The organism is Streptomyces sp. NPDC102490, assembly GCF_044765285.1.
In the GTDB taxonomy this organism is placed as follows: domain Bacteria; phylum Actinomycetota; class Actinomycetes; order Streptomycetales; family Streptomycetaceae; genus Streptomyces.
Map to the genome: position 1 here is coordinate 418,737 of NZ_JBIWJU010000004.1, position 20,370 is coordinate 439,106.

Below are 20,370 nucleotides of genomic sequence, written 5' to 3' on the forward strand. Positions count from 1 at the left end.
GCTGGTGGAGTGGCGGGTGTGGATTTCATGGCGCTGCTCGGAATCGGGCTCCTGACCGGTGTGACCACCGTCCTGTTCGGGTTCGGCGGCGGTTTCGTCGCCGTCCCGGTCGTGGTGTGGGCGGACTCCGCGCTCGGAGCGGACGCGATGCGGGTGGCGACGGCCACCTCGGCCCTGGTCATGGTGGTGAACGCCGCCTTCGCCACCGCCGTCACGCCCCGCCGGGTGCTGGGCGCCCTCCGGGGCGGCGGCCCGCTGCTCGTCCTGCTGGGGGTCGGCGCCGCGGCCGGGGCGCTGGCCGCGCGCCACGCCCCGGCCGGGCTGGTCCGCTGGGCGTTCGTCGGGTACGTCGCCCTCACCGTCGTGGACCTGCTGCTGCGCCCCGGCTTCCTGCGCCCGCGCGCCCCGGCCGCGGGGGCCCCGGGCCCGTCGCGACCGCTGCCGGCCGTCGTCGGGGTGCCCGTCGGCGCGGTCGCCGCGTTCCTCGGCGTGGGAGGCAGCGTCATGACCGTCCCCGCGATGCGGCGGGCCGGGCACCCGATGCGGGTGGCGACCGCGCTGGCCAACCCGCTGACCCTCGCGATCGCGCTCCCGGCCGCCGCCGTCTTCCTGGGCGCCTCCGCGGGCCCCGCCGGTGCCCACCCGCACGTGACCCTGGTGGGCCTCGTCGACCTCCGCGCGGCCGGGGCGCTGCTCCTGGGCGCCCTGCCGGTGATCGCGGTGCTGCGCCGGCGCCCGCCGCGCCTCCCCGACCGCCTCTACGCCTGGACGTACGTCGCGCTGCTCGCCGCGGTGGCGGTCGCCATGGCGCGGTGAGGCGCCGTCAGGCGATCACGGCCTCCCAGGTGTCCACCGCGAAGTGGACGGTCATGCCGTGGCGGCCGTACAGCCGCGGGGCGCCCGTCGCGTTGGCGGTGTCGACACCGAGGCCCACCGTGTCCCGGCCCCGCGCGGCGAAGGCCGCGAAGGCGTGGCGCAGGAGGAACCCACCCAGGCCCCGGCCGCGGGCCTCGCGCAGCACGCCGAGGCTCCGGATCCAGCCCATCGCCTCGCGGTCGTCCCGGGCGAGCAGGAACCCGGCGTCGCCCAGGTCGTCGGCCTCGGCGATCCACACCAGGGACCAGTCCAGCCCGGCGGCGTCTATGTCGTCGAGCCACAGCCGGTAGGGGCGCGGCTGGAAGTCGAAGTGCTGGGCGAACGACCGCTGGTACAGCTCGTGCACCCGGACACGGTCTGCCTCCGTGGCGCACGCCCGCACCCGTACGCCCGCCGGGGCCTCGGGCGGGAGGTCGGCCGCCGGGTCCAGCGCGCGGCGCAGGACGTGGTGGGTGCGCACGACGCTCCAGCCGCGCTCGGCGAGGAGCGCGGTGTCGGTCGTGGGCGTGGCGTTGAGGTGGAGGTGGACGACGGCGCGCTCCGCGCCGTTGGCCCGGGCCTTGGCCAGCGCCCGGGTCTCCATCGCCGCCAGCATGCGCAGCCCGGTTGGCTGGTGGTCGGGGAGCACGTAGTGGTCGATGTCGACGCGCTCCCCGCCGGACGCGTCCCACAGCAGCCCGTACGCGACGAGCCGGCCGTCGTCGAGGGCGAGCCACGAGTCCTGGGTCAGATCCGTCTGCTGGTGCTTCAGATCGGCTTCGACGGTGTGCTGGTCGGTCTCGGGGCGGCCGATCTCGATCCGGTCTATCTCGTTGAGGAGTCCGGTGATGGCGGGGGCGTCGGCGAGGGTGGCCGGTCGCAGGTCGGCGGTGGGCATGAGGAGCAGAGTCGGGCACGGCGGCGGGCGACCGCAACGGATTATCCGCGCGCCGGAGGCGACAGACTGACGTACGACGGCGAACCGGGGGCATACGGAGGTCCGAGGACCTTCTCCCCCGCCGACCCACGTGGAGTTCCCTGTGACGCCGAGCCTGCGCACCGCCCGCGCGTGCCGTGCCGCCGCCGCGCTCCTTGTCGCCGCCGCCGCGTACGCGGCCACCCGCCACTCCTGGCTGGCCCTGCCGGGACTGTACGTCGCCGCGGTCTTCGCCTGGTGCGCCGCCCGTGAGGGCGCGGAGCACCGGCGCAGGGTCGCCCTGGCCCGGCGCGCCGAGCTGCTGGCCCGGCCGGAGCGGCGGGACCCGTTCGCGCACGGTCTCGAACCGTGCTGCGCGTTCTGGCGGCACTCCGACGGTGTGGTGCACGGACCGGAGTGCGCCCGCCCCGCGGCCGACCGCGTCCCGCTGCCCGAGGACTGCTGCGAACGGTGGTGGACCTCGCTCGGCGCGCGGCACGACGCGGACTGCCGTCGCCACGCCGGCGCCCCGGGCCGGGGCCGCGCCCGGCCGACGTCGCAGTAGCGGTCAGGAACCGAGCGGTTCCCGCCCCAGCGCCGTCCGCAGGGCCAGCGGGGTGGCCGCGGCCCAGGCCTGCGGTGAGCAGGAATGGGGGTAGGGAACGGGCGCGGCGGTCGCCGAGCGGTCGTATCCGGCGAGGACCTCGGGCAGCCGGTGGCCGTGATGGGCCGCCGCCGCGACGAGTCCCTCCGCGACGGTGCGCGCCTGAGCCGCGAGTCCCTGGCGGGCCAGGCCCAGGACGATGACCGCGTTGTCGTGCGGCCAGGCGCTGCCCCGGTGGTAGGACAGCGGGTGGTACGGCCGCTGTCCGGCGGCGAGGGTGCGGATCGCCCAGCCGGAGAAGAAGTCCGGCTCAAGCAGTCGCCGGCCCACCCGGGCGGAGCGTTCCGGGTCGAGGATGCCCGACCACAGCAGATGCCCGGCGTCCGAGGCCAGCGCGTCGACCTGGCGGCCGTCGCCGTCCAGCGCCAGGGCGGGGAAGTCCGCGTCCGGCATCCAGAAGTCCGCCGTGAAGCGGTCCCGCAGCCGGGCGGCGTGCTCGCGGAGCCGCCGGGCCCAGGTCTCGTCCCGCCAGACCTCGTCGGCGAGGTCGGCGGTGCGCAGCAGTGCGTCGTAGGCGTAGCCCTGTGCCTCGCAGACCGCGACGGGGCCCTCGGCCTGGGTGCCGTCGCGGAAGCAGACGGCACCGGCGGAGTCCTTCCAGTTCTGGTTGACCAGCCCGCCCGGGTCCGGCTCGTACACGAGGTATCCGTGCTGCTCCAGGCCGCCGTCGGTGAGCATCCAGTCCACGGCCCGCCGGGCGTGCCGTTCCAGGCGCCGGGCCAGGGCCCGGTCGCCGGTCGTCCGATGGTGGGCGTGGAGCAGGACGAGGAAGAGCGGGGTGGCGTCGACGGCGCCGTAGTACCGGCCGTACGGGACCTGCCGGAAGTGGGCGAGTTCGCCGTGCCGGGTCTCGTGGACGATGCGTCCGGGCTGCTCGCCGCTGAAGGGGTCGTGCCGCCGGCCCTGGGTGGCGGCGAGCGCGCTGAGGACGCCGGCGGCCGTCGCGGGCCGGTACGGCAGCGGGAAGTAGGCGGTCAGCAGGGAGTCGCGGCCGAACAGGGTGAGGAACCACGGGATGCCGGCGGCCGGGACCCGCACGTCCTCGCCGTCGACGCCGGGGACCGGGATGGTCAGCAGGTCGAGGTCGGCGAGACCGCGTTCGCAGGTGCGCGTCAGGTCGTCCGTGGCGGCGCCTTCGGGCCACTGCGGATGCCGTGCGGCGGGGACGAGGGTGGAAGGCCGGGGCCGTCCGTGCGGGTGGGCGCGGACGGTCAGGTGCAGGTCGGCCCGTCCGTGCGCGTCGAGGGGCAGGTGCCAGGTCAGGGTCCGGGCGGTTTCGCCCTGCCGGGCCGGTGCGGGGGCCACCGTGTCCGGGACGGGATCGCAGGTGATCTCCGTCCGGGCGTGCCAGTCGGCTCGCCGGTAGCCGAAGAGCACTCCGTCGGCGGTGTCGCGGCTCTCGTACGCGGCGCCGGGTTTGGCGTAGTGGCGGTCGTCGGCGCGGAGTTCGAAGAGGTCGGCGAAGTCCGCGTCGACGGTGAGGTCGAGGCGGGCCGTCACGGGATCGGGGCGGTTGCCGACCAGGCTCAGGTGTTCGGTGAACGTGCCGGCGGTGACGCTCTGCCGTCGGAAGACGGTGTACGCGGGCGGGTGGTCCCGGGTGCCCTCGGGGGTCAGCACGCCGGCGGCCGTGTCGTCGGCGTCCGCCGTGGCGGGCACGAGGGCGGCCGGAGCGGTGCCGTCCACGGTGAGGTGCCAGCGGCTGAGGTGCCGGGCGTCCTGGAAGAACAGCCCGTCGGGCGCCGAACCACGGGCGCCGCTGATCCCGCCGTCGGTGCCGAGACGGACGAAGGTGGCGTCGCGCACCAGTTGGACACGGGGGTCGGCCGCGGTCATGGTCCGGCCTCCTTCGGGGCGGAGCTGAGCAGGTCGAGCGTGAGGGCGGCGGTCCAGGAGAAGTGCCGGGTGCCGCAGGCGGCGCCGGTGGAGGGGTCGACGTACTCGGCGAACCCGGTGCGTCCGGCCTCCGCGAGGAACCCGGCGCGCAGGCGCGCGGCGTCCTGTCCGAGGCCGTGGGTGCGCAGGCCGCGCTCGATCAGCCAGGCCGTGTTGAACCAGGCCGGGCCGCGCCAGTACCGGGTGGGGTGGAAGGCGTGCCCGGTGAGGTCGTAGCTGGGGACCAGGTCGGTGGCCGGCGCGCGGAAGTGCGGTCCGGTGAGGGTGGCGTGCAGCCGCCGGACGACGTGCCGGGGCAGGTGCGGGACCAGGAGCGGGATCAGTCCGCTGACGGTCCGTTCGTCGACGTGGCTGCCGTCGTGCAGGTCGCGCACGCGGAACAGGCCGGCCTCCTCGTCCCAGAGCCGGTCCACCAGCGCCCGGGTCAGCTCGGCGGCCCGCTCGGTGTGCCGCCGTGCGGGCAGGTCCAGTTCGCGTGCCATGGCGGCCAGGGCCAGTTCGCTCACGATCAGCAGGGCGTTGAAGGCGGGGTCCTCCACGGCGAACCGGTGCCGTACGAGGCGGTCGTCGTAGCCCGCCTCCCGGTACGCGGTGGCCAGCCGGACGTACCGGCCGTAGTCGAGGTCGGTGGGCCGGTCGGCGGGGTGGCCGTGGGCGAGGTCGGCACGCCGGAAGGTGCCGGGCGGGCTGGGTTCGACCCGGCGCAGGGCCCGGTCCCAGCCGGGGCTGTTGTCCATGCCGGGTTCCCACGGGTGGACGACGGCCGCGAGGCCGCCCCCGCCGAGGTCGCGGCGGCCGAGCAGGTAGTCGTGCCAGGCGGCGAGCCTCGGCCGGACCCGGGCGAGAAAGCCGCGGCGCCGGGACTCGGCCGGGTCGGCCCGGTGCACGAGCCAGGCGGCCAGGGCGTGCACGGGCGGCTGGACGATGCCGGAGGTCTCGACGGACGAGGGGGCGCCGGCGGCCCGGCCCGCCGTGGCGGACTGCCAGAAGTCGGGACTCGGGAAGTAGGCGTCGTGCGGCAGGGCGGGGTTGAACACGATGTGGGGCACGCGTCCGTCGGCCCACTGCGCGGCCAGCAGGGACTCCAGTTCCCGCTGGGCGCGGCGCACCGAGAGGTGGCGCAGCCCGATGGCGACGAAGGCGGAGTCCCAGCTCCACTGGTGCGGGTAGAGGGTGCGGGAGGGGACGGTGGAGGCGCCGGTCCAGTTGTCGATGAGGACCCGCGCCGCACCGCGCCGCAGGGTCAGGTCCGCGGGCGCGGCGGGCGCGGGCCGGTCCAGGAGGTCCAGGGGGGAGTTCACGCGCCCGACCTCTTGAGGAAGGCGGGGACGGAGCGCACGGCCTGGACGGGGTCCCCGGTCAGCCGGGATTCGAGGGCGAGGTGACCGTCGTAGCCGACGGTGTGCAGGGCGCCGAGCCAGGCGGGCCAGTCGAGGTGTCCGGCGCCGGGCTGGAAGCGGTTGGAGTCGGAGACCTGGGCGTGGCCGATGACGTCGGCATGGGCGACGATCGCGGCGGCGGGGTCGGTCTCCTCGATGTTCATGTGGTAGCTGTCGATGCCGATTTGGACCGAGTCGAGGCCGACGGCGCGGATCAGGTCGGCGGCCTGGTCGAGCCGGTTGACCATGTGGTCCTCGTAGCGGTTGAGCGGCTCCAGGAAGAGCGTGACGCCCTCGGCGCGGGCGTGCTCGCCGAGTTCGGTGAGCCCGGCGAGGAGCACCTCGCGGTCCTCCTCCTCGGTGCGCGGCGGCTCGAAGGGCGGCAGCCGGCGGGAGAACATGCCGTACGAGGCGGGGGTCTGGGCGCCCACGCCGCCGATCTCGGCGATCACGGTGAGCTGGGACTTCATCTGGGCGACGGCGTCGCGGCGCAGCTCCTCGTCGAAGGCGCCGAGGAAGTGCGGCATGTCGACGCAGACGGTCGGCATGACGACACCGTCCTTGCGCGCCTGCCGCAGTTCCTCGCGCCGGGAGGCGAAGTGGAAGTCGCCCTTGCCGCGCAGTTCGATCGCGTCGTAGCCGGCCTGCTGGGCGAAGTCCCACTTGGCCTGAAGGGTGTCTTGGGGCAGGAGTTGTTCCTGGACGGCGGTCTTGAGCATGGGGATGCCTTTCGGGACTCTCAGAATTCCAGGACGACCTGCAACGCCTCGGCGGGCCGCTCGTCCAGCAGTACGTAGGCGTCGGCGGCGTCCGCGACCGGGACGACGTGGCTCACCAGGGAGTCGACGTCCACCTGGCCCTCGGCGACCAGGCGCAGGAAGGTCCGCTGGAGGCGTTCGACACTCCAGCGGTTCGACAGCTGGGGCGGGACGCCGCCGATCTGGGAGCAGATGAGCTGGACCCGGTTGTGGTGGAACTCGTCGCCGAGGCGCAGGCCGATGCCGTCGCCCTGGTAGAAGCCGGAGGCCACCACCCGGCCGCCGGCCGCGACCGAGCGCAGCGCCTCGTGCAGGGCCGGGTAGGCGCCGCTGATCTCGATGGCGAGGTCGGCGCCGAGGCCGCCGGTGGCCTCGCGGACGCGTTCGGCGACGGCGTCGGTGCGGGCGTTCAGGGTGTGCTGGGCGCCGTACTGCTTCGCGGTCTCCAGGCGGCCGTCGAGGGCGTCGACGGCGGTGACGCGGGCGCCGCTGAGCCGGGCGAGCCGGGTGGTGAGCAGGCCGATGACGCCCTGCCCGAACACGGCGACGTCCTCGCCCAAGTGGATGTCACCGGCCAGGACGGCGTTGTACGCGATGGCGCCGACCCGGGCGAAGGCACCGGCCAGCGGTGCGAGTCCGGCCGGCAGGGTGTGGCCGGCCATGCGCTCGGCGGGGACGATGCCCTCGCTGCGGTGGCCCCAGATGCCCCACACCAGGTCGCCGGGGACCGGCAGGCCGGGGGTGCCGGCCAGCTCCGGGGAGACCTCGACGACCTCGCCGACCTCGGAGTAGCCCCAGCCGGCCACCGGGTACTCGATGCCGGGCGCGCCGTCGCGGAAGAGGCGCGCTTCGGGGTCCCAGGTCCGGGTCAGGTACGGGTTGGTGCCGCGGTAGGCGGTCAGCTCGGTGCCGGCCGAGATGCCCGAGTAGCGGGTGCGCACGCGCAGGTGGCCGGGGGGCAGTTCGGCCCTGGTGTGCTCGGCCACCTCCACCTGGCGGGGGCCGGTGAACTGGACGACGCGCTCCACGGATGACACGGGCGACACGGATGACACGGAGGGCTCCGGAAGGGTTGCTGATGCGGTTGCGTCGACAATATCCGCAACTTATGTCTTGTCAACAAGCAAAAGTGATGCTGTGATGCGTGACGAGCAGACGTAAGCCGGAACGAGGACACTCCATGCGCATCAGGACCCTGCGGTCGAGGACGATCGCGGTCGGCGTCACCGCAGCCCTGGGAATCGGGCTGCTCTCGGGCTGCGCGAGCAGCACCGGGCCCGGCAGGCCGGACCGTGAGATCACGGTCTGGTCGCAGGAGAACCTGCCGGACCGCGTCGCCGCGACGCAGAAGGTCGTCGACGGGTTCGAGAAGAAGACCGGCGTCAAGGTGAAACTCGTCGGGGTCGACGAGGGGCAGATGCCGCAGCTCATCATGTCGGCGGCGGCCTCGGGCACCCTGCCCGACGTCATCGGCGCCGCCCCCATGGGCCAGGTCTGGCAGATGTACAGCAACGGCCTGCTGAACACCGACATCCCGAAGCGGATCGTCGACGGGCTGGGGCGCGACACCTTCAACGCCAACGCGCTGGCGCTGACGTCCGACGGCGGCACCAGCCTCGGTGTGCCCTCCGACGCCTGGCTCCAGCTGCTGGTCTACCGCAAGGACCAGTTCGGGCAGAAGGGCCTGCCCGCCCCCGACACGTACGCCAAGGCGCTGGCCGCCGCCGAGGCGCTCACCACCAAGGGGCACGACGGCATCTCGGCGGCCACCGACCCCAGCGACGTCTTCACCTCCCAGAGCTTCGAGAGCCTCGCCCTGGCCAACGACTGCCAGCTGGTCGACGACCGGCACGAGGTCGCCCTCGACTCCCCGCGCTGCCAGGCGGCCTTCCGCACCTACGACCAGCTGGCCCGCGGCTACGGCGCCCCGGGCACCCAGACCGTGGACTCCACCCGCGCCACCTACTTCGCGGGCCGGTCCTCCATGGTCATCTGGTCCTCGTTCCTGCTCGACGAACTCGCCGGACTGCGCAAGGACGCCCTGCCCAGCTGCCCGCAGTGCGCGAAGGACCCGCGCTACCTGTCGGACCACAGCGGCATCGTCACCGCCATGCAGGGCCCCGACGTGGAGAAGGCGGCGCAGTTCGGCGAGATCACGTCCTGGGTGACCACCAAGACGGCCGAGACGGCGGCGTCCCGCGAGTTCATCGAGTACATGATGGGCACGGGCTACGAGTCCTGGTTCGGCATGGCGCCCGAGGGCAAGATCCCGGTCCGCAAGGGCACGGCCGCCGAGCCCGAGCGCTATCTGGACGCCTGGCGGCACAGCGACATCGGCGTGGACACCCGCGAGCCGTTGGACGAGGTCTTCCCCGAGACCCTGCTGGACCAGCTCGCCGACGGCGTCAGCAACATGCGCCGCTGGGGCATCACGCAGGGCGAGGGAGCCCTCGTCGGCGCCACCAACGGCGAACTGCCCGTGCCGAAGGCCATCGGCGCCATGACCAGCGGCCAGAGCTCGCCGTCCGAGGCGGCGCGCGACGCCGACGAAGAGGTCGCCGCCCTCAAGAAGTCCCTTCAGTAGCCGCCCGCCGCCTGCACATCACGAAGGTCTCTCATGCCCACAGCCCCAGCCGGCGCGCCGCAGCGCCGGGACACCAGCCGCCGGACCACGGACCCGTCCGGGGACCGGTCCGTCTCCCCGGGCCGCCGCCCGCTCACCGCGAGCCGGCGCGCCAACCGCGCGGGACTCGCGTTCGTCTCCCCCACCTTCGTCGTCGTCCTCGTGGTGGTCGTACTGCCCATCGCGTGGACCGTACTGCTGGCCTTCCAGAAGGCCAGGCTCGTCGACATCCAGGGCATGGGCCTGTTCGGCAACTGGTCCCTGGACAACTTCTCGCAGGTCTTCGACTCGGCCGGCTTCTGGTCCAGCCTCGGCACCACCCTGCTGTACACGGTGGGCGCCACGCTCGGTTCGGTCCTGCTCGGCCTGGTCGCCGCGCTCGCCCTGCGCAAGCCGTTCAGGGGCCGCGGGCTGCTGCGCGCGGCGATGCTGCTGCCGTACGTCGCGCCGGTCGTCGCCGTGGCCTTCGTCTGGGAGGTCGCGCTCAGCCCGCAGTACGGCGTGGTCAACGACTGGGGCCGGCGGCTGTTCGGCTGGGACGACCCGATCGCCTTCCTGTCGACCCGGCAGTACGAGGTCGACCTGCTGGGGCTGCACTTCGACATCCCGCTGGCGCTGCTGACCGTCATCGTCTTCGAGTGCTGGCGGTACTTCCCCTTCGCCTTCCTGTTCATCCTGGCGCGGTTGCAGGCGGTGCCCGACACCCTGGAGGAGGCCGCGCTGGTCGACGGCGCCACACCGACCCAGCGGTTCCGGCACGTGCTGCTGCCCCAGCTGATGCCGGTGATCGCGCTGCTGTGCGTGCTGCGCTTCATCATGACGTTCAACAAGTTCGACGACGTCTACCTGCTCACCGGCGGCGGCGCCGGCACCGACGTGGCCGCGGTGCGCGTGTACGACTTCCTCACCGCCCGCTACGACGTGGGCGCGGCGGCCGCGCAGGCGCTCGTCCTGGCCCTCTCGCTGATGATCCTGCTGGGCCTCTACTTCAAGTTCTTCGGCAACAAGGTCCAGGAGGAAGCGTGAGTGGCAAGACGGCCCTGACCCGGGCCCGGTTCGAGGAGAGGTTCTTCGGCGTCGCGCGCTGGATCGTCATCGCGTTCCTCGCCGTGATCACCCTCCTGCCGTTCTACTACATGGTGCTGCTGTCGCTGAAGCCCATCGACGCGCTGCTGCTCGACCCCGGCTCGCTGTGGGTCTCGGCCAAGGACTTCACCCTCTCCACCTACCGGGACGTGCTGCGCTCCACCGACGACGGCGGCCAGGGCTTCCTGAAGTTCCTGCTCAACTCCGCGCTGGTCTCCCTCGGCACGGTGGTGCTGACCCTGGTGGCCGCCGTGCCCGGCGCGTACGCGGTGAGCCGGCTGAAGTTCTTCGGCCACCGCCAGGTCAGCGCGCTCTTCCTGGCCGTGTACCTCTTCCCGGCGACGCTGCTGGCCGTGCCGCTCTTCGTGATCTTCGCCAAGATCGGCCTCTCCTCCAGCCTGGTCGGTCTCGCCGTCGTGTACGTCGCGCAGACCGTGCCGGTGTCGATCTACATGCTGAAGAACTACCTCGTCACCATCCCCGCCTCCATCGAGGAGGCGGCGGCGCTCGACGGCTGCTCCCGCCTCCAGACCGTGCGCAAGGTGATCCTGCCGCTGGCCCTGCCCTCCCTCATGGCGACGGGTCTGTACGTCTTCATGATCGCCTGGAACGAGTTCCTCTTCGCGCTGCTGTTCCTGGCCGCCGACCCCGGCGAGTGGACGGTCTCCCTGGGCCTGGCCCAGCTGTCCAACGGCATCGAGGTGCCCAAGACCGTGCTCATGGCCGGTTCCGTGGTGCTCACGATCCCCGTGGTACTTCTGTTCTTCGCCGCCGAACGCCTGCTCACCGAGGGGCTGACCAGCGGCGCCGACAAGAGTTGAGCCGTGGGGGACTCCATGATGACGTCAAGTCAGGCCAGCGCCGGTGAACTGCTGCACCTGATCCGCAGCGGCCGCGCCAACACGCGGGCCGACCTCCAGCAGGCGACCGGCCTGTCCCGCTCCACCGTCGGACAGCGACTCGACCTGCTCAACCGTGCCGGGTGGCTGCGCCACAGCACGGGCGCCTCCACCGGCGGACGCCCCTCCCACCGGATCGTCTTCGACCCCGGCCACGCCTCGGTCATCGCCTTCGACCTGGAGACCCGGCACGCCCGCGCCGCGGTGCTCGACCTGGGCGGCACCATCCTGGCCGAGCACACCGGTCCGATGGACGTCGACGCGGGCCCCGACCGGGTCCTCGAGGGGCTGGCCGACTGGTTCCCGGACCTGATCGCGGCGGCCGGTGTCCCGGCGTCCCACGTCGCGGGCATCGGCCTGTCCGTGCCCGGCCCGGTGGACTGGGAGTCCGGGCGGGTGATCGAGCCGCCCATCATGCCCGGCTGGGACCGCTACCCCATCCGGGAGCGGCTCCAGGAGGCGTACGCGGCCCGGCTCGACCTGGACCCCGCGGGCGCCGGGGCCGTGCCGGTGCTCGTGGACAACGACGCCAACCTCATGGCCCTGGCCGAGCACCAGGCCAACCACCGCGACTGCGCGTCCTTCGTACTCCTGAAGGTGTCCACCGGCATCGGCGCGGGGGTCGTCATCGGGGACCGGCTGTACCGCGGCATCGACGGCGGGGCGGGCGACATCGGGCACATCCGCCTGCACGACCGGTCCGACGCGCTGTGCATGTGCGGCTCCCACGGCTGTCTCGCGGCCGTGGCCAGTGGCCGGGCGATCGCCAGGGAACTGGCCGCCCTCGGCCAGGACACCGCCTCCGGACGGGACGTCAGGCGGCTGCTCAACGAGGGGCACCCGGACGCGGTCCGGCTGGCCCGCGAGGCGGGACGGCGGGTGGGCGAGGTCCTGGTGACCGTCGTGACCCTGCTCAACCCCGGGGTCCTCATGATCGCCGGAGAGCTGGCCGGGGTGCCCTTCCTCACCGGGGTGCGGGAGCTGGTCTACCAGCGGGCGATGCCGCGCGCCACTGCCAACCTCCAGGTCGTCACCTCGCGGCTCGGCGACCACGCGGGGCTCGTCGGAGCCGCCGCGATGGTCGTGGAGCACCTCTACTCCCCCGCCGGCGCCGACGCCCGGCTGGAACGCCTCGCCTCATGACCGCCGCCCGTCCGCCCCGGCGGACCGCCGGGAGACCTCCGACGACAGGAACGCCGTGACCGCTGCCCCCGCCCCCTGGACCGACCGGCCCGTCGAGGTCGGGCTCGTGGGTGCCGGCCCCTGGGCCCGCGCCATGCACGCCCGGGTGCTCGCCGCCGGGCCGGAGACCCGGCTCGCCGCGGTCTGGGCCCGCCGTGCCGACGCCGCCCGCGCGACCGCCGCCCCCTACGGCGCTCCTGTCGCCGCCGGGTTCGAGGAGTTGCTGGACCACTGCGAGGCCGTGGCGTTCGCGGTGCCGCCCGCGGTCCAGGCCGAGCTGGCGCCGCTGGCGGCGAAGCGGGGCAAGGACCTGCTGCTGGAGAAGCCGCTCGGCCCCGATCTGGCCGCGGCCCGCCGGGTGGCCGACGCGGTCGCCGAGGCCGGGGTCGTCTCCCAGCTCGTCCTGACCAAGCGCTATCACCCGGCCACCCGGGCCTTCCTCGACGCCGCCCGCTCCTTCGAGACGGTCGGGGCGCGCTCCTGCTACCTCCACGGCGCCTTCCTGGAAGGGGAGTTCGCCACCGGCTGGCGCCTGGAGCACGGCGCCCTGCTCGACCTCGGCCCTCATCTGCTCGATCTGCTGGACGCCGCGGTCGGCCCGGTGACCGCCGTCCGCGCCACGGGCGACCCGCGCCGCTGGGTGGAACTGACCTGCGAGCACGAGAACGGCGCCGTGAGCCAGGCCTCGCTGTCCGGTTCCGTGGCCGTGCCCCGGGCGCTGACCCGCGTCGAACTCTTCGGCCCCGCCGAACCGCTGGTCTACGACACGGCCGGCATCGACCACGAGGAGTGCTGGCCCGTCCTGCGCCACGACTTCGCGACGGCCGTCCGCACCCGCACGCCGACGCCGGTCGACGCCGGACGCGGCCTGTACCTGCAAAGTCTCCTCGACCGGGTCGTGTACGGCTAGGAGGGGTCAGTCGAGGACGGCGACGGCCTCGACCTCGATCAGGTGCTCGGGCACGTCCAGTGCCGCGACGCCCAGCAGGGTGGCCGGCGCGGCGGGGGTCACCCCCAGTTTGGCGGCCGCCCGCTCGATGCCCTCCAGCAGGAGGGGCATCTTGTCCGGCGTCCAGTCGACGACGTGGACCGTTCAGCTTGGCGACGTCCGCGAAGGAGGCGCCGGCCGCTGCCAGGGCGGTGGCGACGTTGAGGTAGCACCGCTCGGCCTGCGCGGCCAGGTCTCCTTCGCCGACGGTGACGCCGTCGGCGTCCCAGGCGACCTGTCCGGCGACGAAGACCAGCTTCGATCCGGACGCGATCGACACCTGCCGGTAGACGTCGATCGCGGGCAGCCCGCCGGGGTTCACCAGGGTGATGGCCATGTCTTCGTTCTCCTTGCCCATGTGCTCTCTCGTGGTTACTCGATAACCGTAGGAGAGAGGCCGCTGACGTGGAAGAACGCACTTTTCGGTGACGGGGGAACCCGAAGGTGACCGAACGGTTCAGCGGGTCGCGCGGCGTGGATCAGGCGTGCCGGCGGTCGGGGCCCGGAAGACGGCCAGGCGCAGAACGAGGAAGCGTACGACGGTGACGGCGACGGACGTGGCGGCGAGCACCGCGGTCTCGGCGGCGGGCGAGGCGTCGGGCCGCCGGTGCGTGAACCACAGCACGGCACCGGAGGTGATCAGGTAGCCGAGCAGGAAGAGGCCGCCCGCACCGAGATGCGCGCGGGCCGGTTTCGTGGCGGCGTGCCGGAACGTCAGCCGCCGGTTCGCCTCGGTGTTCAGCACCGTCAGCACGAGGAGGGAGACCAGGTTGGCGACGGCCGGGGGCGACCACGGGCGCAGCGCCCAGTAGAGCAGCGCCTGCCCGGCGGTCGACGCGACGCCGATCGCGACGAACCAGCCGACCTCCCGCGACCACACCGCGTACTCCCTACAGCCGACCGGTCTTCGAACTCCCCGGTGGCGCAGCGTACTACGACCCCACCAGGCGCTTTGCGTTTACTTTGCCTTTCGGGAACCCTGTGACCCCCGGGCGCGTTCATCGTGGTGACCGCGGGAGATCGCGGCCGAGGACCGACCGATGCGCAGCAACAGAAGCCGAGGTGGCACGAGTGGCTATGTGGGACAAGATCAAGGACCAGGCCAAGACCTTCCAGCAGTCCCAGGGCGGCACTCGGGGAGCGAGCGGATCCGGCCAGGGAGCGCACGGACCCGTCGGCGGCGGCAGGCCGGGCTCGTCCTCCGGCGGTTCCAAGGCCCAGCTGATCGGGATGTTCAAGTCCCAGCTCGCCTCGGCCAAGAACGAGCTGAAGAGCGGCGCCTACCGTGACGCCAGCATGGCCATGTGCGCGCTGGTCGCCGCCGCGGACGGCCGGGTGGAGCCGGCCGAGCGGCAGCGCGTGGAGGAGCTGATCGTCTCCAACGAGGTGTTGCAGAACTTCCCGGCGGACCAGCTCCGCCAGCGGTTCAACCAGCACGTGGACCGGCTCCTCGCCAACTTCGAGCAGGGCAAGGCCGAGGCCCTCCAGGTGATCGCCAAGGCCGCCAAGAAGCCCGCGGAGGCCCGCGCGGTGGTCCAGACCGGCATGGTCGTCGCCGGCGCCGACGGAACCTTCGAGCAGTCCGAGCAGTACGCGATCCGCGAAGCGTGCACCGCACTGAACATCCCGCCCTCGGAGTTCGGGGTCTGATCCCACGCCCGGCGAGCACCGTCGGCCGGGAAAGCGTTTGACGGCCGTCCGTGGCGGAAGGTCGGATGGGGGCCATGAGTTCAGGGCAGCCGCGTCCGGACCTGTGCCAGGTCGACGGCCGGCTCGTACGGCGTCTGGTCGACGGGCAGTTCCCGCGGTGGGCGGGGCTGCCCGTCGAGCGCTTCCCCTCCGGGGGCACGGTCAACGCCATGTACCGGCTGGGCGAGGACATGGTCGTACGGCTGCCGCTGGTCGAAGGGGGCGCGGCGGACGTGGCGACGGAGCGGGAGTGGCTGCCCCGGCTGGCGCCCCTGCTGCCCACCGCGGTGCCCGAGGTGCTCGGGGAAGGGGTACCGGCCGACGGGTACCCGTGGCCGTGGTCGGTCTACCGGTGGCTGCCCGGGGAGATCCCCGAGGCGGGAGCACTGACCGAGCCCGTGCCGCTGGCGGAGGATCTGGCCGCCTTCGTGGCGGCGATGCGCGGCATCACGCTGCCCCACGCACCGCAGGCGTACCGCGGCGGGCCGCTCGCCGCGCTGGACGGGCCGACGCGGGCCGCGCTCGACGAGCTGCGCGGCCTGCCCGAGGAGGGCGTCGACTGCGACCGGCTGGCGGCGGTGTGGCAGGACGCGCTGCGCGCACCGGCCCACGACGGACCGCCCCGGTGGCTGCACGCGGATCTGATGCCGGGCAATCTGCTGGTGAACGGCGGCAGGCTGTCCGCGGTGATCGACTTCGGCTGCATGGGGGTGGGCGATCCGGCCTGCGACCTCTTCCCGGCGTGGAACCTGCTGCCGCCCGGCGCGCGGGAGGTCTTCCGCGAGGCACTCGGTGTGGACGACGCGACCTGGCGGCGCGGCCGGGGCCGCACCCTCTCCCAGGCCCTGATCGCCCTGCCCTACTACCGGAAGACCAACCCCGCGATGGCCGGCAACGCCCGCCACGTGATCCGGGCGGTACTGAGCGAGCGCGGCTAGGGCACGAGTTCCACGCCCCCGATCCCCACGCCCTCGATCCTGCGTCGCCGAGACCGGCCGCTTCCAGGGGCAGGACCTGTACGGCACCGACGTGGGCGAGCGGTTGCGGCACGCGCTCGGTTTCCCGCCTTCCGTCAGCTGTCGTAGTCCACGGTCAGCTTCTCGGAGACCGGGTACGACTGGCAGGTCAGGACGTAGCCGGCGTCGACCTCCGCCTTCTCCAGCGCGTAGTTGCGGCGCATGTCGACCCGGCCGTCGGTGACCAGGGCCCGGCAGGTTCCGCAGACCCCGCCCTTGCAGGCGAAGGGCAGGTCGGGGCGGGTCTGCTGGGCCCCGTCGAGGACGGACCGGTCCCGGGAGAGCGGAGCGGTCGTGGAGCGGCCGTCCAGGGTGACGGTGACCTCGCTGACGGGTCCCTCGGGGCCGCTCTCCTCGTGGCGCACCTCCCGCACGGGCTCGTCGTCGGCGTAGAACAGCTCCCGGTGGACGCGCTCGGCCGGGACGCCCAGGCCGGTCAGGACCTGCTGGGCGTCGGCGACCATGCCCTGCGGTCCGCACAGCCACCAGTGGTCCGCGCTCTCCACGTCCACCAGGGAGCCGATGAGCGCCGCGAGCCGTCCGGCGTCCAGGCGGCCGGAGAGCACCTCGGCCTCGCGGGGTTCGCGGGAGAGCACGTGGGCGAGGTGGAAGCGGGTCGGGTGGAGGTCCTTCAGGTCGGCCAGCTCGTCGGCGAACATCACCGTGTCGGTGCGGCGGTTGCCGTAGAAGAGGGTGACGGTGGAGCGGTCGTCGGCGGCGAGCACCGACTCGGCGATGGACACCATCGGGGTGATGCCCGAACCGGCCGCGACCAGTACGTGGTGGCCGGGGGTGGAGAGGTCGGGGGTGAACAGGCCGGTGGGCGCCATCACCTCGACGGTGTCGCCCGGCCGCACCTCGTCGACCAGCCACGCGGAGAACAGCCCGCCCGGCACCACCCGCACTCCGATGCGCGGCGCCGAGCCGGCCGGTGCGCAGATCGAGTACGAGCGGCGCTCGTCCCGGCCGTCCACCTCGCGCCGCAGGGTGAGCGACTGACCGGGCGCGAAGGCGAACTCCTCGGCCAGTTCGGCGGGGATCTCGAAGCTCACGGCCACTGCGTCCGCGCACAGCCGCTCTACGGCCGCGACGCGCAGCCGGTGGAAGGCGGGCCGGCGGCGGGTGCGCACCGGCGGCGCCGGGACGGGGGCGGTCGGGGCCATCAGATCTCCTTGACGTACTCGAACGGCTCGCGGCAGGCCCGGCAGCGCCACAGGGCCTTGCACGCCGTGGCGGCGAAGCGGGAGGTCTCCTCGGTGTCCGCCGAGCCGCAGCGGGGGCAGGGCACCGCGGGCCGGGTGGGCGACAGGACCAGGGAGACGGGGCCGCCGCGGGGTGCGGCCCCCGGCGGGGCGATGCCGTGCTCGGCGAGCTTGCGGCGACCCGGCTCGGTGATCCAGTCGCTGGTCCAGGGCGGGTCCAGGACGGTGCGGATCTCCACGCGCGGGTACCCGGCCTCGCGCAGCCGCGCGGCGACGTCCGCGCGCATCTCGGCCATGGCCGGGCAGCCCGAGTAGGTGGGGGTCAGGCTGGCGACGACGGTGCCGTCGCCGACCACCTCGACGTCGCGCAGGACGCCGAGGTCGGCGAGGGTCAGCATGGGCAGCTCGGGGTCGGGCACCTGCTCGGCGACCTGCCGGGCGCGGCGGGCCTCCAGGAGCGCGGGGCCTTCGGTCACCATGTCGCCTCCGGGTGGGCGCGGGCGACGCCCTGCAACTCGGTGAGCAGCGGCGCCAGGTGTTCGGTGTGCTCGCCGGCGCGGCCGGAGCCGGCCAGCGGCCGGTAGACGGGCAGGGGCAGTCCGGCGGCCTCCGTGACCTGGCGCAGGTCGTCGGCGACCTCGTCCCGGACGTCGTACGCCGTGTGCAGTTCCCCGAGGTACGGGGCGACCTGGTCGAGCGCGGCGCGCGTCCTGCGGTGGGACTCGTCCGTGCCGTCGCCCAGGCGCACGCACCACTCGGCGGCGTACTGGCGGTGGTAGGTCAGCTCCTTGACGCCCTTGGCGGCGACCGCCGCCAGCACCGGGTCGGGGTGGGACTGGAGCCGCCGGAAGTGGGCCAGGCGCCAGCTGGAGAGCACCAGCAGCCGCACCACGGTGAACGCGAAGTCGCCGCCCGGGAGTTCGGCCAGCCGGACGTTGCGGAAGTCGTCGGCGTCCCGGAAGTAGGCGTAGGCGTCCTCGTCGCGGCCGGTGCCGTCGGCCTGCCCGGCGCGGGAGTAGAGCAGGCGGGCCTGGCCGAGCAGGTCGAGCCCGATGTTGGCCAGCGCCACCTCCTCCTCCAGCTCCGGCGCGCGGGTGACCCACTCGGCCAGCCGCTGGGCGCTGACCAGGGCGTCGTCGGCGAGCGCCACGCAGTCCGCGGCCAGCGCTCCGGCGTCGACGCCCTCGGGCACGGTGGTGTCGACGCCGTGCAGCGGGTCCTCGAAGCCGGTGCCGTAGGCCCAGCGGGTGTCGTCCTCGTGTCCCTCGGCGAGGGTCATGTAGACGTGGTCGTCGCTCATGCCCTGCTCCTAGATGTGGGGGACGTCGTCGGGGATGTCGTAGAAGGTGGGGTGGCGGTAGACCTTGTCGGCGCTGGGGGCGAAGAAGGGGTCCTTCTCGTCGCGGGTGGAGGCGGCGATGTGCTCGGAGCGCACCACCCAGATGCTCACGCCCTCGTTGCGCCGGGTGTAGAGGTCGCGGGCGTGGGTGAGGGCCATGGCGTCGTCGGCGGCGTGCAGCGAGCCGACGTGGACGTGGTTGAGGCCGCGCTTGCCGCGCACGAACACCTCGTAGAGCGGCCAGCCCTGCTTCTCGGAGGACGTCCCGGGGGTCATGCCGCCGCTCCCTTCTGTGCGCGGGCGGCCTGCTTGGCGGCGTGGGCGGTGGCCGCCTCGCGCACCCAGGCGCCCTCCTCGTGGGCGGTGCGCCGCCGCTCCATCCGCCGGTCGTTGCAGGGGCCGTCGCCCTTGATGACGCGCATCAGCTCGTCCCAGTCGGGGGTGCCGAAGTCGTGGTGCCCGGTCTCCTCGTTCCAGCACAGCTCCGGGTCGGGCAGGGTGACGCCGAGCTTCTCGGCCTGCGGGACGGTCATGTCGACGAAGCGGCGGCGCAGTTCGTCGTTGCTGTGCCGCTTGATCTTCCAGGCCATCGACCGCGCCGAGTTGGGCGAGGCGTCGTCGGGCGGGCCGAACATCATCAGGGACGGCCACCACCAGCGGTTCACCGCGTCCTGGACCATCTCCCGCTGGGCGTCGGTGCCGCGCATCATGGTCATCAGCAACTCGTAGCCCTGCCGCTGGTGGAAGGACTCCTCCTTGCAGATCCGCACCATCGCGCGCGCGTAGGGCCCGTAGGAGCTGCGGCACAGCGGCACCTGGTTGCAGATCGCGGCACCGTCCACGAACCAGCCGATCACGCCGACGTCGGCGAAGCTCAGGGTCGGGTAGTTGAAGATCGACGAGTACTTCTGGCGGCCCTCGATCAGCCGCCGGGTGAGGTCGTCGCGGTCCGCGCCGAGGGTTTCGGCCGCCGAGTACAGGTACAGCCCGTGCCCGGCCTCGTCCTGGACTTTGGCGAACAGGATCGCCTTGCGGCGCAGCGACGGGGCCCGGGTGATCCACTCCCCCTCGGGCTGCATGCCGATGATCTCGGAATGCGCGTGCTGGGCGATCTGCCGGATCAGCGTCTTGCGGTAGCCGTCGGGCATCCAGTCCCGCGGCTCGACGCGCTGGTCGCGCGCGATCGTCGCGTCGAAGTGCTCCTGGAGTCCGTCCGGCGCGTGCGGGGGCGGCGCCTCGGCGGCGTGTGTCGTGGTCATCGTCACCAGCTTCCCAACCGACCATTCGTTCGGTATCAGTGTGACGTGTTTCCGCACGCCGGGCAAGAGCCGGACCGCCGCCGGTCACACTCTTGACAGCGCCGCCGCGTGGCTGGATTACTTGGCCTTGCCGCGCGCTAACCGAATGGTCGGTCGGGAGACAGGGTGGTGGGTACGGTGTCGCAGGCCACGGGGCAGACGCCCACGGAGGCGATGTTCGCCGCGGACCAGGCCTCCCGGGGGCTCGGTATCGAGCTGGTGGAGCACGGCGCGGGCAGGGCCGTGGTCCGCATGGCCGTGACCCCGGCGATGGTGAACGGACACCGGATCGCCCACGGCGGCTTCCTGTTCCTGCTGGCCGACACGGCCTTCGCCTGCGCCTGCAACAGCCACGGTCCGGTGACCGTGGCGGCCGGCGCCGACATCGTCTTCGTCGCCCCGGCCCGCGAGGGCGACGTGCTCGTGGCCCTCGCCGAGGAGCGCGCCCGGTACGGGCGCAGCGGGATCTACGACGTGAGCGTGCGGCGCGGTGACGAGGTGATCGCGGAGTTCCGCGGCCGAAGCCGCAGCGTGCGGGACGACGGACGCGGCCGCCACGCGCAGGACAACGGACGCGACC

20 protein-coding genes and 2 pseudogenes are annotated in these 20,370 nt (G+C 73.4%); 10 read left to right on the top strand and 12 right to left on the bottom strand.

All coding sequences use genetic code 11. The features are described 5' to 3' along the window. The first annotated feature begins 18 nt into the window (after positions 1–18). Positions 19–816, top strand: coding sequence for a TSUP family transporter (locus tag ACIRGB_RS11120; RefSeq protein WP_403861654.1), 798 nt, complete (start codon positions 19–21; stop codon positions 814–816). A gap of 7 nt (positions 817–823) precedes the next feature. Here the strand turns inward: ACIRGB_RS11120 and ACIRGB_RS11125 are convergent, their stop codons facing one another. Beyond that, positions 824–1,753, bottom strand: coding sequence for a GNAT family N-acetyltransferase (locus tag ACIRGB_RS11125; protein ID WP_403861657.1), 930 nt, complete (start codon positions 1,751–1,753; stop codon positions 824–826). 142 nt (positions 1,754–1,895) lie between these two features. On the opposite strand from ACIRGB_RS11125, the gene ACIRGB_RS11130 reads away from it, so the two are divergent. After that, complete coding sequence (locus tag ACIRGB_RS11130; protein WP_403861660.1) at positions 1,896–2,336, top strand: hypothetical protein; 441 nt, start codon at positions 1,896–1,898, stop codon at positions 2,334–2,336. A gap of 3 nt (positions 2,337–2,339) precedes the next feature. Here the strand turns inward: ACIRGB_RS11130 and ACIRGB_RS11135 are convergent, their stop codons facing one another. From ACIRGB_RS11135 to ACIRGB_RS11150, 4 genes are read right to left on the bottom strand one after another with little or no spacing between them, the layout of a single operon-like run. Beyond that, on the bottom strand, positions 2,340–4,271 hold the full coding sequence (locus tag ACIRGB_RS11135; protein WP_403861663.1) for a glycogen debranching N-terminal domain-containing protein: 1,932 nt from the start codon (positions 4,269–4,271) through the stop codon (positions 2,340–2,342). Further along, the gene (locus ACIRGB_RS11140) at positions 4,268–5,632 is read right to left on the bottom strand and encodes an MGH1-like glycoside hydrolase domain-containing protein (RefSeq protein WP_403861666.1); all 1,365 of its coding nucleotides are present in this window, start codon (positions 5,630–5,632) and stop codon (positions 4,268–4,270) included. Before ACIRGB_RS11140 ends, ACIRGB_RS11135 begins: the two co-directional genes overlap by 4 nt. Then, positions 5,629–6,429, bottom strand: coding sequence for a sugar phosphate isomerase/epimerase family protein (locus ACIRGB_RS11145; protein WP_403861669.1), 801 nt, complete (start codon positions 6,427–6,429; stop codon positions 5,629–5,631). Before ACIRGB_RS11145 ends, ACIRGB_RS11140 begins: the two co-directional genes overlap by 4 nt. A 20-nt stretch (positions 6,430–6,449) precedes the next feature. After that, positions 6,450–7,496, bottom strand: coding sequence for a zinc-binding alcohol dehydrogenase (locus tag ACIRGB_RS11150; RefSeq protein WP_403862119.1), 1,047 nt, complete (start codon positions 7,494–7,496; stop codon positions 6,450–6,452). A gap of 152 nt (positions 7,497–7,648) precedes the next feature. On the opposite strand from ACIRGB_RS11150, the gene ACIRGB_RS11155 reads away from it, so the two are divergent. The 5 genes from ACIRGB_RS11155 to ACIRGB_RS11175 are packed head-to-tail and all read left to right on the top strand — an operon-like array spanning position 7,649 to position 13,168. After that, positions 7,649–9,052 (top strand): ABC transporter substrate-binding protein, encoded by a 1,404-nt coding sequence (locus tag ACIRGB_RS11155; protein WP_403861671.1) that lies wholly within the window; start codon positions 7,649–7,651, stop codon positions 9,050–9,052. A 33-nt stretch (positions 9,053–9,085) separates the two neighbouring features. Continuing rightward, complete coding sequence (locus tag ACIRGB_RS11160) at positions 9,086–10,117, top strand: carbohydrate ABC transporter permease (protein WP_403861674.1); 1,032 nt, start codon at positions 9,086–9,088, stop codon at positions 10,115–10,117. Continuing rightward, positions 10,114–10,998 carry a carbohydrate ABC transporter permease gene (locus ACIRGB_RS11165; RefSeq protein WP_403861677.1) on the top strand — a complete coding sequence of 295 codons (885 nt, stop codon included), beginning with the start codon at positions 10,114–10,116 and terminating at the stop codon, positions 10,996–10,998. The genes ACIRGB_RS11160 and ACIRGB_RS11165 overlap by 4 nt, the downstream gene beginning before the upstream one ends. A gap of 18 nt (positions 10,999–11,016) precedes the next feature. Then, the gene (locus ACIRGB_RS11170; RefSeq protein ID WP_403862122.1) at positions 11,017–12,219 is read left to right on the top strand and encodes an ROK family protein; all 1,203 of its coding nucleotides are present in this window, start codon (positions 11,017–11,019) and stop codon (positions 12,217–12,219) included. A 55-nt stretch (positions 12,220–12,274) separates the two neighbouring features. Continuing rightward, the gene (locus ACIRGB_RS11175; RefSeq protein WP_403861680.1) at positions 12,275–13,168 is read left to right on the top strand and encodes a Gfo/Idh/MocA family protein; all 894 of its coding nucleotides are present in this window, start codon (positions 12,275–12,277) and stop codon (positions 13,166–13,168) included. Positions 13,169–13,174: 6 nt separating this feature from the next. Here ACIRGB_RS11175 and ACIRGB_RS11180 read toward each other — a convergent pair. Further along, positions 13,175–13,583 (bottom strand): annotated as a pseudogene (locus ACIRGB_RS11180) (RidA family protein). 120 nt (positions 13,584–13,703) lie between these two features. Beyond that, complete coding sequence (locus ACIRGB_RS11185) at positions 13,704–14,126, bottom strand: GtrA family protein (RefSeq protein WP_403861683.1); 423 nt, start codon at positions 14,124–14,126, stop codon at positions 13,704–13,706. 191 nt (positions 14,127–14,317) lie between these two features. On the opposite strand from ACIRGB_RS11185, the gene ACIRGB_RS11190 reads away from it, so the two are divergent. Beyond that, positions 14,318–14,896, top strand: a complete 579-nt coding sequence (locus ACIRGB_RS11190; protein WP_403861686.1) for a tellurite resistance TerB family protein — start codon at positions 14,318–14,320, stop codon at positions 14,894–14,896. A 74-nt stretch (positions 14,897–14,970) separates the two neighbouring features. After that, positions 14,971–15,873: an aminoglycoside phosphotransferase family protein gene (locus ACIRGB_RS11195; RefSeq protein WP_403861689.1), complete on the top strand. Its 903-nt coding sequence runs from the start codon at positions 14,971–14,973 to the stop codon at positions 15,871–15,873. 134 nt (positions 15,874–16,007) lie between these two features. Here the strand turns inward: ACIRGB_RS11195 and paaE are convergent, their stop codons facing one another. From paaE to paaA, 5 genes are read right to left on the bottom strand one after another with little or no spacing between them, the layout of a single operon-like run. Beyond that, positions 16,008–17,114 (bottom strand): 1,2-phenylacetyl-CoA epoxidase subunit PaaE, encoded by a 1,107-nt coding sequence (gene paaE / locus ACIRGB_RS11200; RefSeq protein ID WP_403861692.1) that lies wholly within the window; start codon positions 17,112–17,114, stop codon positions 16,008–16,010. After that, positions 17,114–17,632, bottom strand: a complete 519-nt coding sequence (gene paaD, locus ACIRGB_RS11205; RefSeq protein ID WP_403861695.1) for a 1,2-phenylacetyl-CoA epoxidase subunit PaaD — start codon at positions 17,630–17,632, stop codon at positions 17,114–17,116. The genes paaE and paaD overlap by 1 nt, the downstream gene beginning before the upstream one ends. Further along, a complete protein-coding gene (paaC, locus tag ACIRGB_RS11210) occupies positions 17,626–18,453 on the bottom strand; it encodes a 1,2-phenylacetyl-CoA epoxidase subunit PaaC (protein ID WP_403861698.1) in 828 nt (275 codons plus the stop codon). The genes paaD and paaC overlap by 7 nt, the downstream gene beginning before the upstream one ends. Before the next feature lie 9 nt (positions 18,454–18,462). Continuing rightward, positions 18,463–18,768, bottom strand: a complete 306-nt coding sequence (gene paaB, locus ACIRGB_RS11215; RefSeq protein WP_403861701.1) for a 1,2-phenylacetyl-CoA epoxidase subunit PaaB — start codon at positions 18,766–18,768, stop codon at positions 18,463–18,465. Then, positions 18,765–19,751, bottom strand: coding sequence for a 1,2-phenylacetyl-CoA epoxidase subunit PaaA (gene paaA / locus ACIRGB_RS11220; protein WP_403861704.1), 987 nt, complete (start codon positions 19,749–19,751; stop codon positions 18,765–18,767). Before paaA ends, paaB begins: the two co-directional genes overlap by 4 nt. 213 nt (positions 19,752–19,964) lie before the next feature. Here paaA and paaI point away from each other — a divergent pair. Beyond that, a pseudogene (gene paaI / locus ACIRGB_RS11225) lies at positions 19,965–20,327 on the top strand (hydroxyphenylacetyl-CoA thioesterase PaaI); the annotation flags it as partial. Positions 20,328–20,370 lie beyond the last annotated feature (43 nt).

Bases quoted from the DNA above. Each gene is read 5' to 3' on its own strand.
- ACIRGB_RS11125 (WP_403861657.1), bottom strand. From the start codon at position 1,753: ATGCCCACCGCCGACCTGCGACCGGCCACCCTCGCCGACGCCCCCGCC.
- ACIRGB_RS11135 (WP_403861663.1), bottom strand. From the start codon at position 4,271: ATGACCGCGGCCGACCCCCGTGTCCAACTGGTGCGCGACGCCACCTTC.
- ACIRGB_RS11145 (WP_403861669.1), bottom strand. From the start codon at position 6,429: ATGCTCAAGACCGCCGTCCAGGAACAACTCCTGCCCCAAGACACCCTT.
- ACIRGB_RS11155 (WP_403861671.1), top strand. From the start codon at position 7,649: ATGCGCATCAGGACCCTGCGGTCGAGGACGATCGCGGTCGGCGTCACC.
- ACIRGB_RS11160 (WP_403861674.1), top strand. From the start codon at position 9,086: ATGCCCACAGCCCCAGCCGGCGCGCCGCAGCGCCGGGACACCAGCCGC.
- ACIRGB_RS11170 (WP_403862122.1), top strand. From the start codon at position 11,017: ATGACGTCAAGTCAGGCCAGCGCCGGTGAACTGCTGCACCTGATCCGC.
- ACIRGB_RS11195 (WP_403861689.1), top strand. From the start codon at position 14,971: ATGAGTTCAGGGCAGCCGCGTCCGGACCTGTGCCAGGTCGACGGCCGG.
- paaE (WP_403861692.1), bottom strand. From the start codon at position 17,114: ATGGCCCCGACCGCCCCCGTCCCGGCGCCGCCGGTGCGCACCCGCCGC.
- paaD (WP_403861695.1), bottom strand. From the start codon at position 17,632: ATGGTGACCGAAGGCCCCGCGCTCCTGGAGGCCCGCCGCGCCCGGCAG.
- paaC (WP_403861698.1), bottom strand. From the start codon at position 18,453: ATGAGCGACGACCACGTCTACATGACCCTCGCCGAGGGACACGAGGAC.
- paaB (WP_403861701.1), bottom strand. From the start codon at position 18,768: ATGACCCCCGGGACGTCCTCCGAGAAGCAGGGCTGGCCGCTCTACGAG.
- paaA (WP_403861704.1), bottom strand. From the start codon at position 19,751: ATGACCACGACACACGCCGCCGAGGCGCCGCCCCCGCACGCGCCGGAC.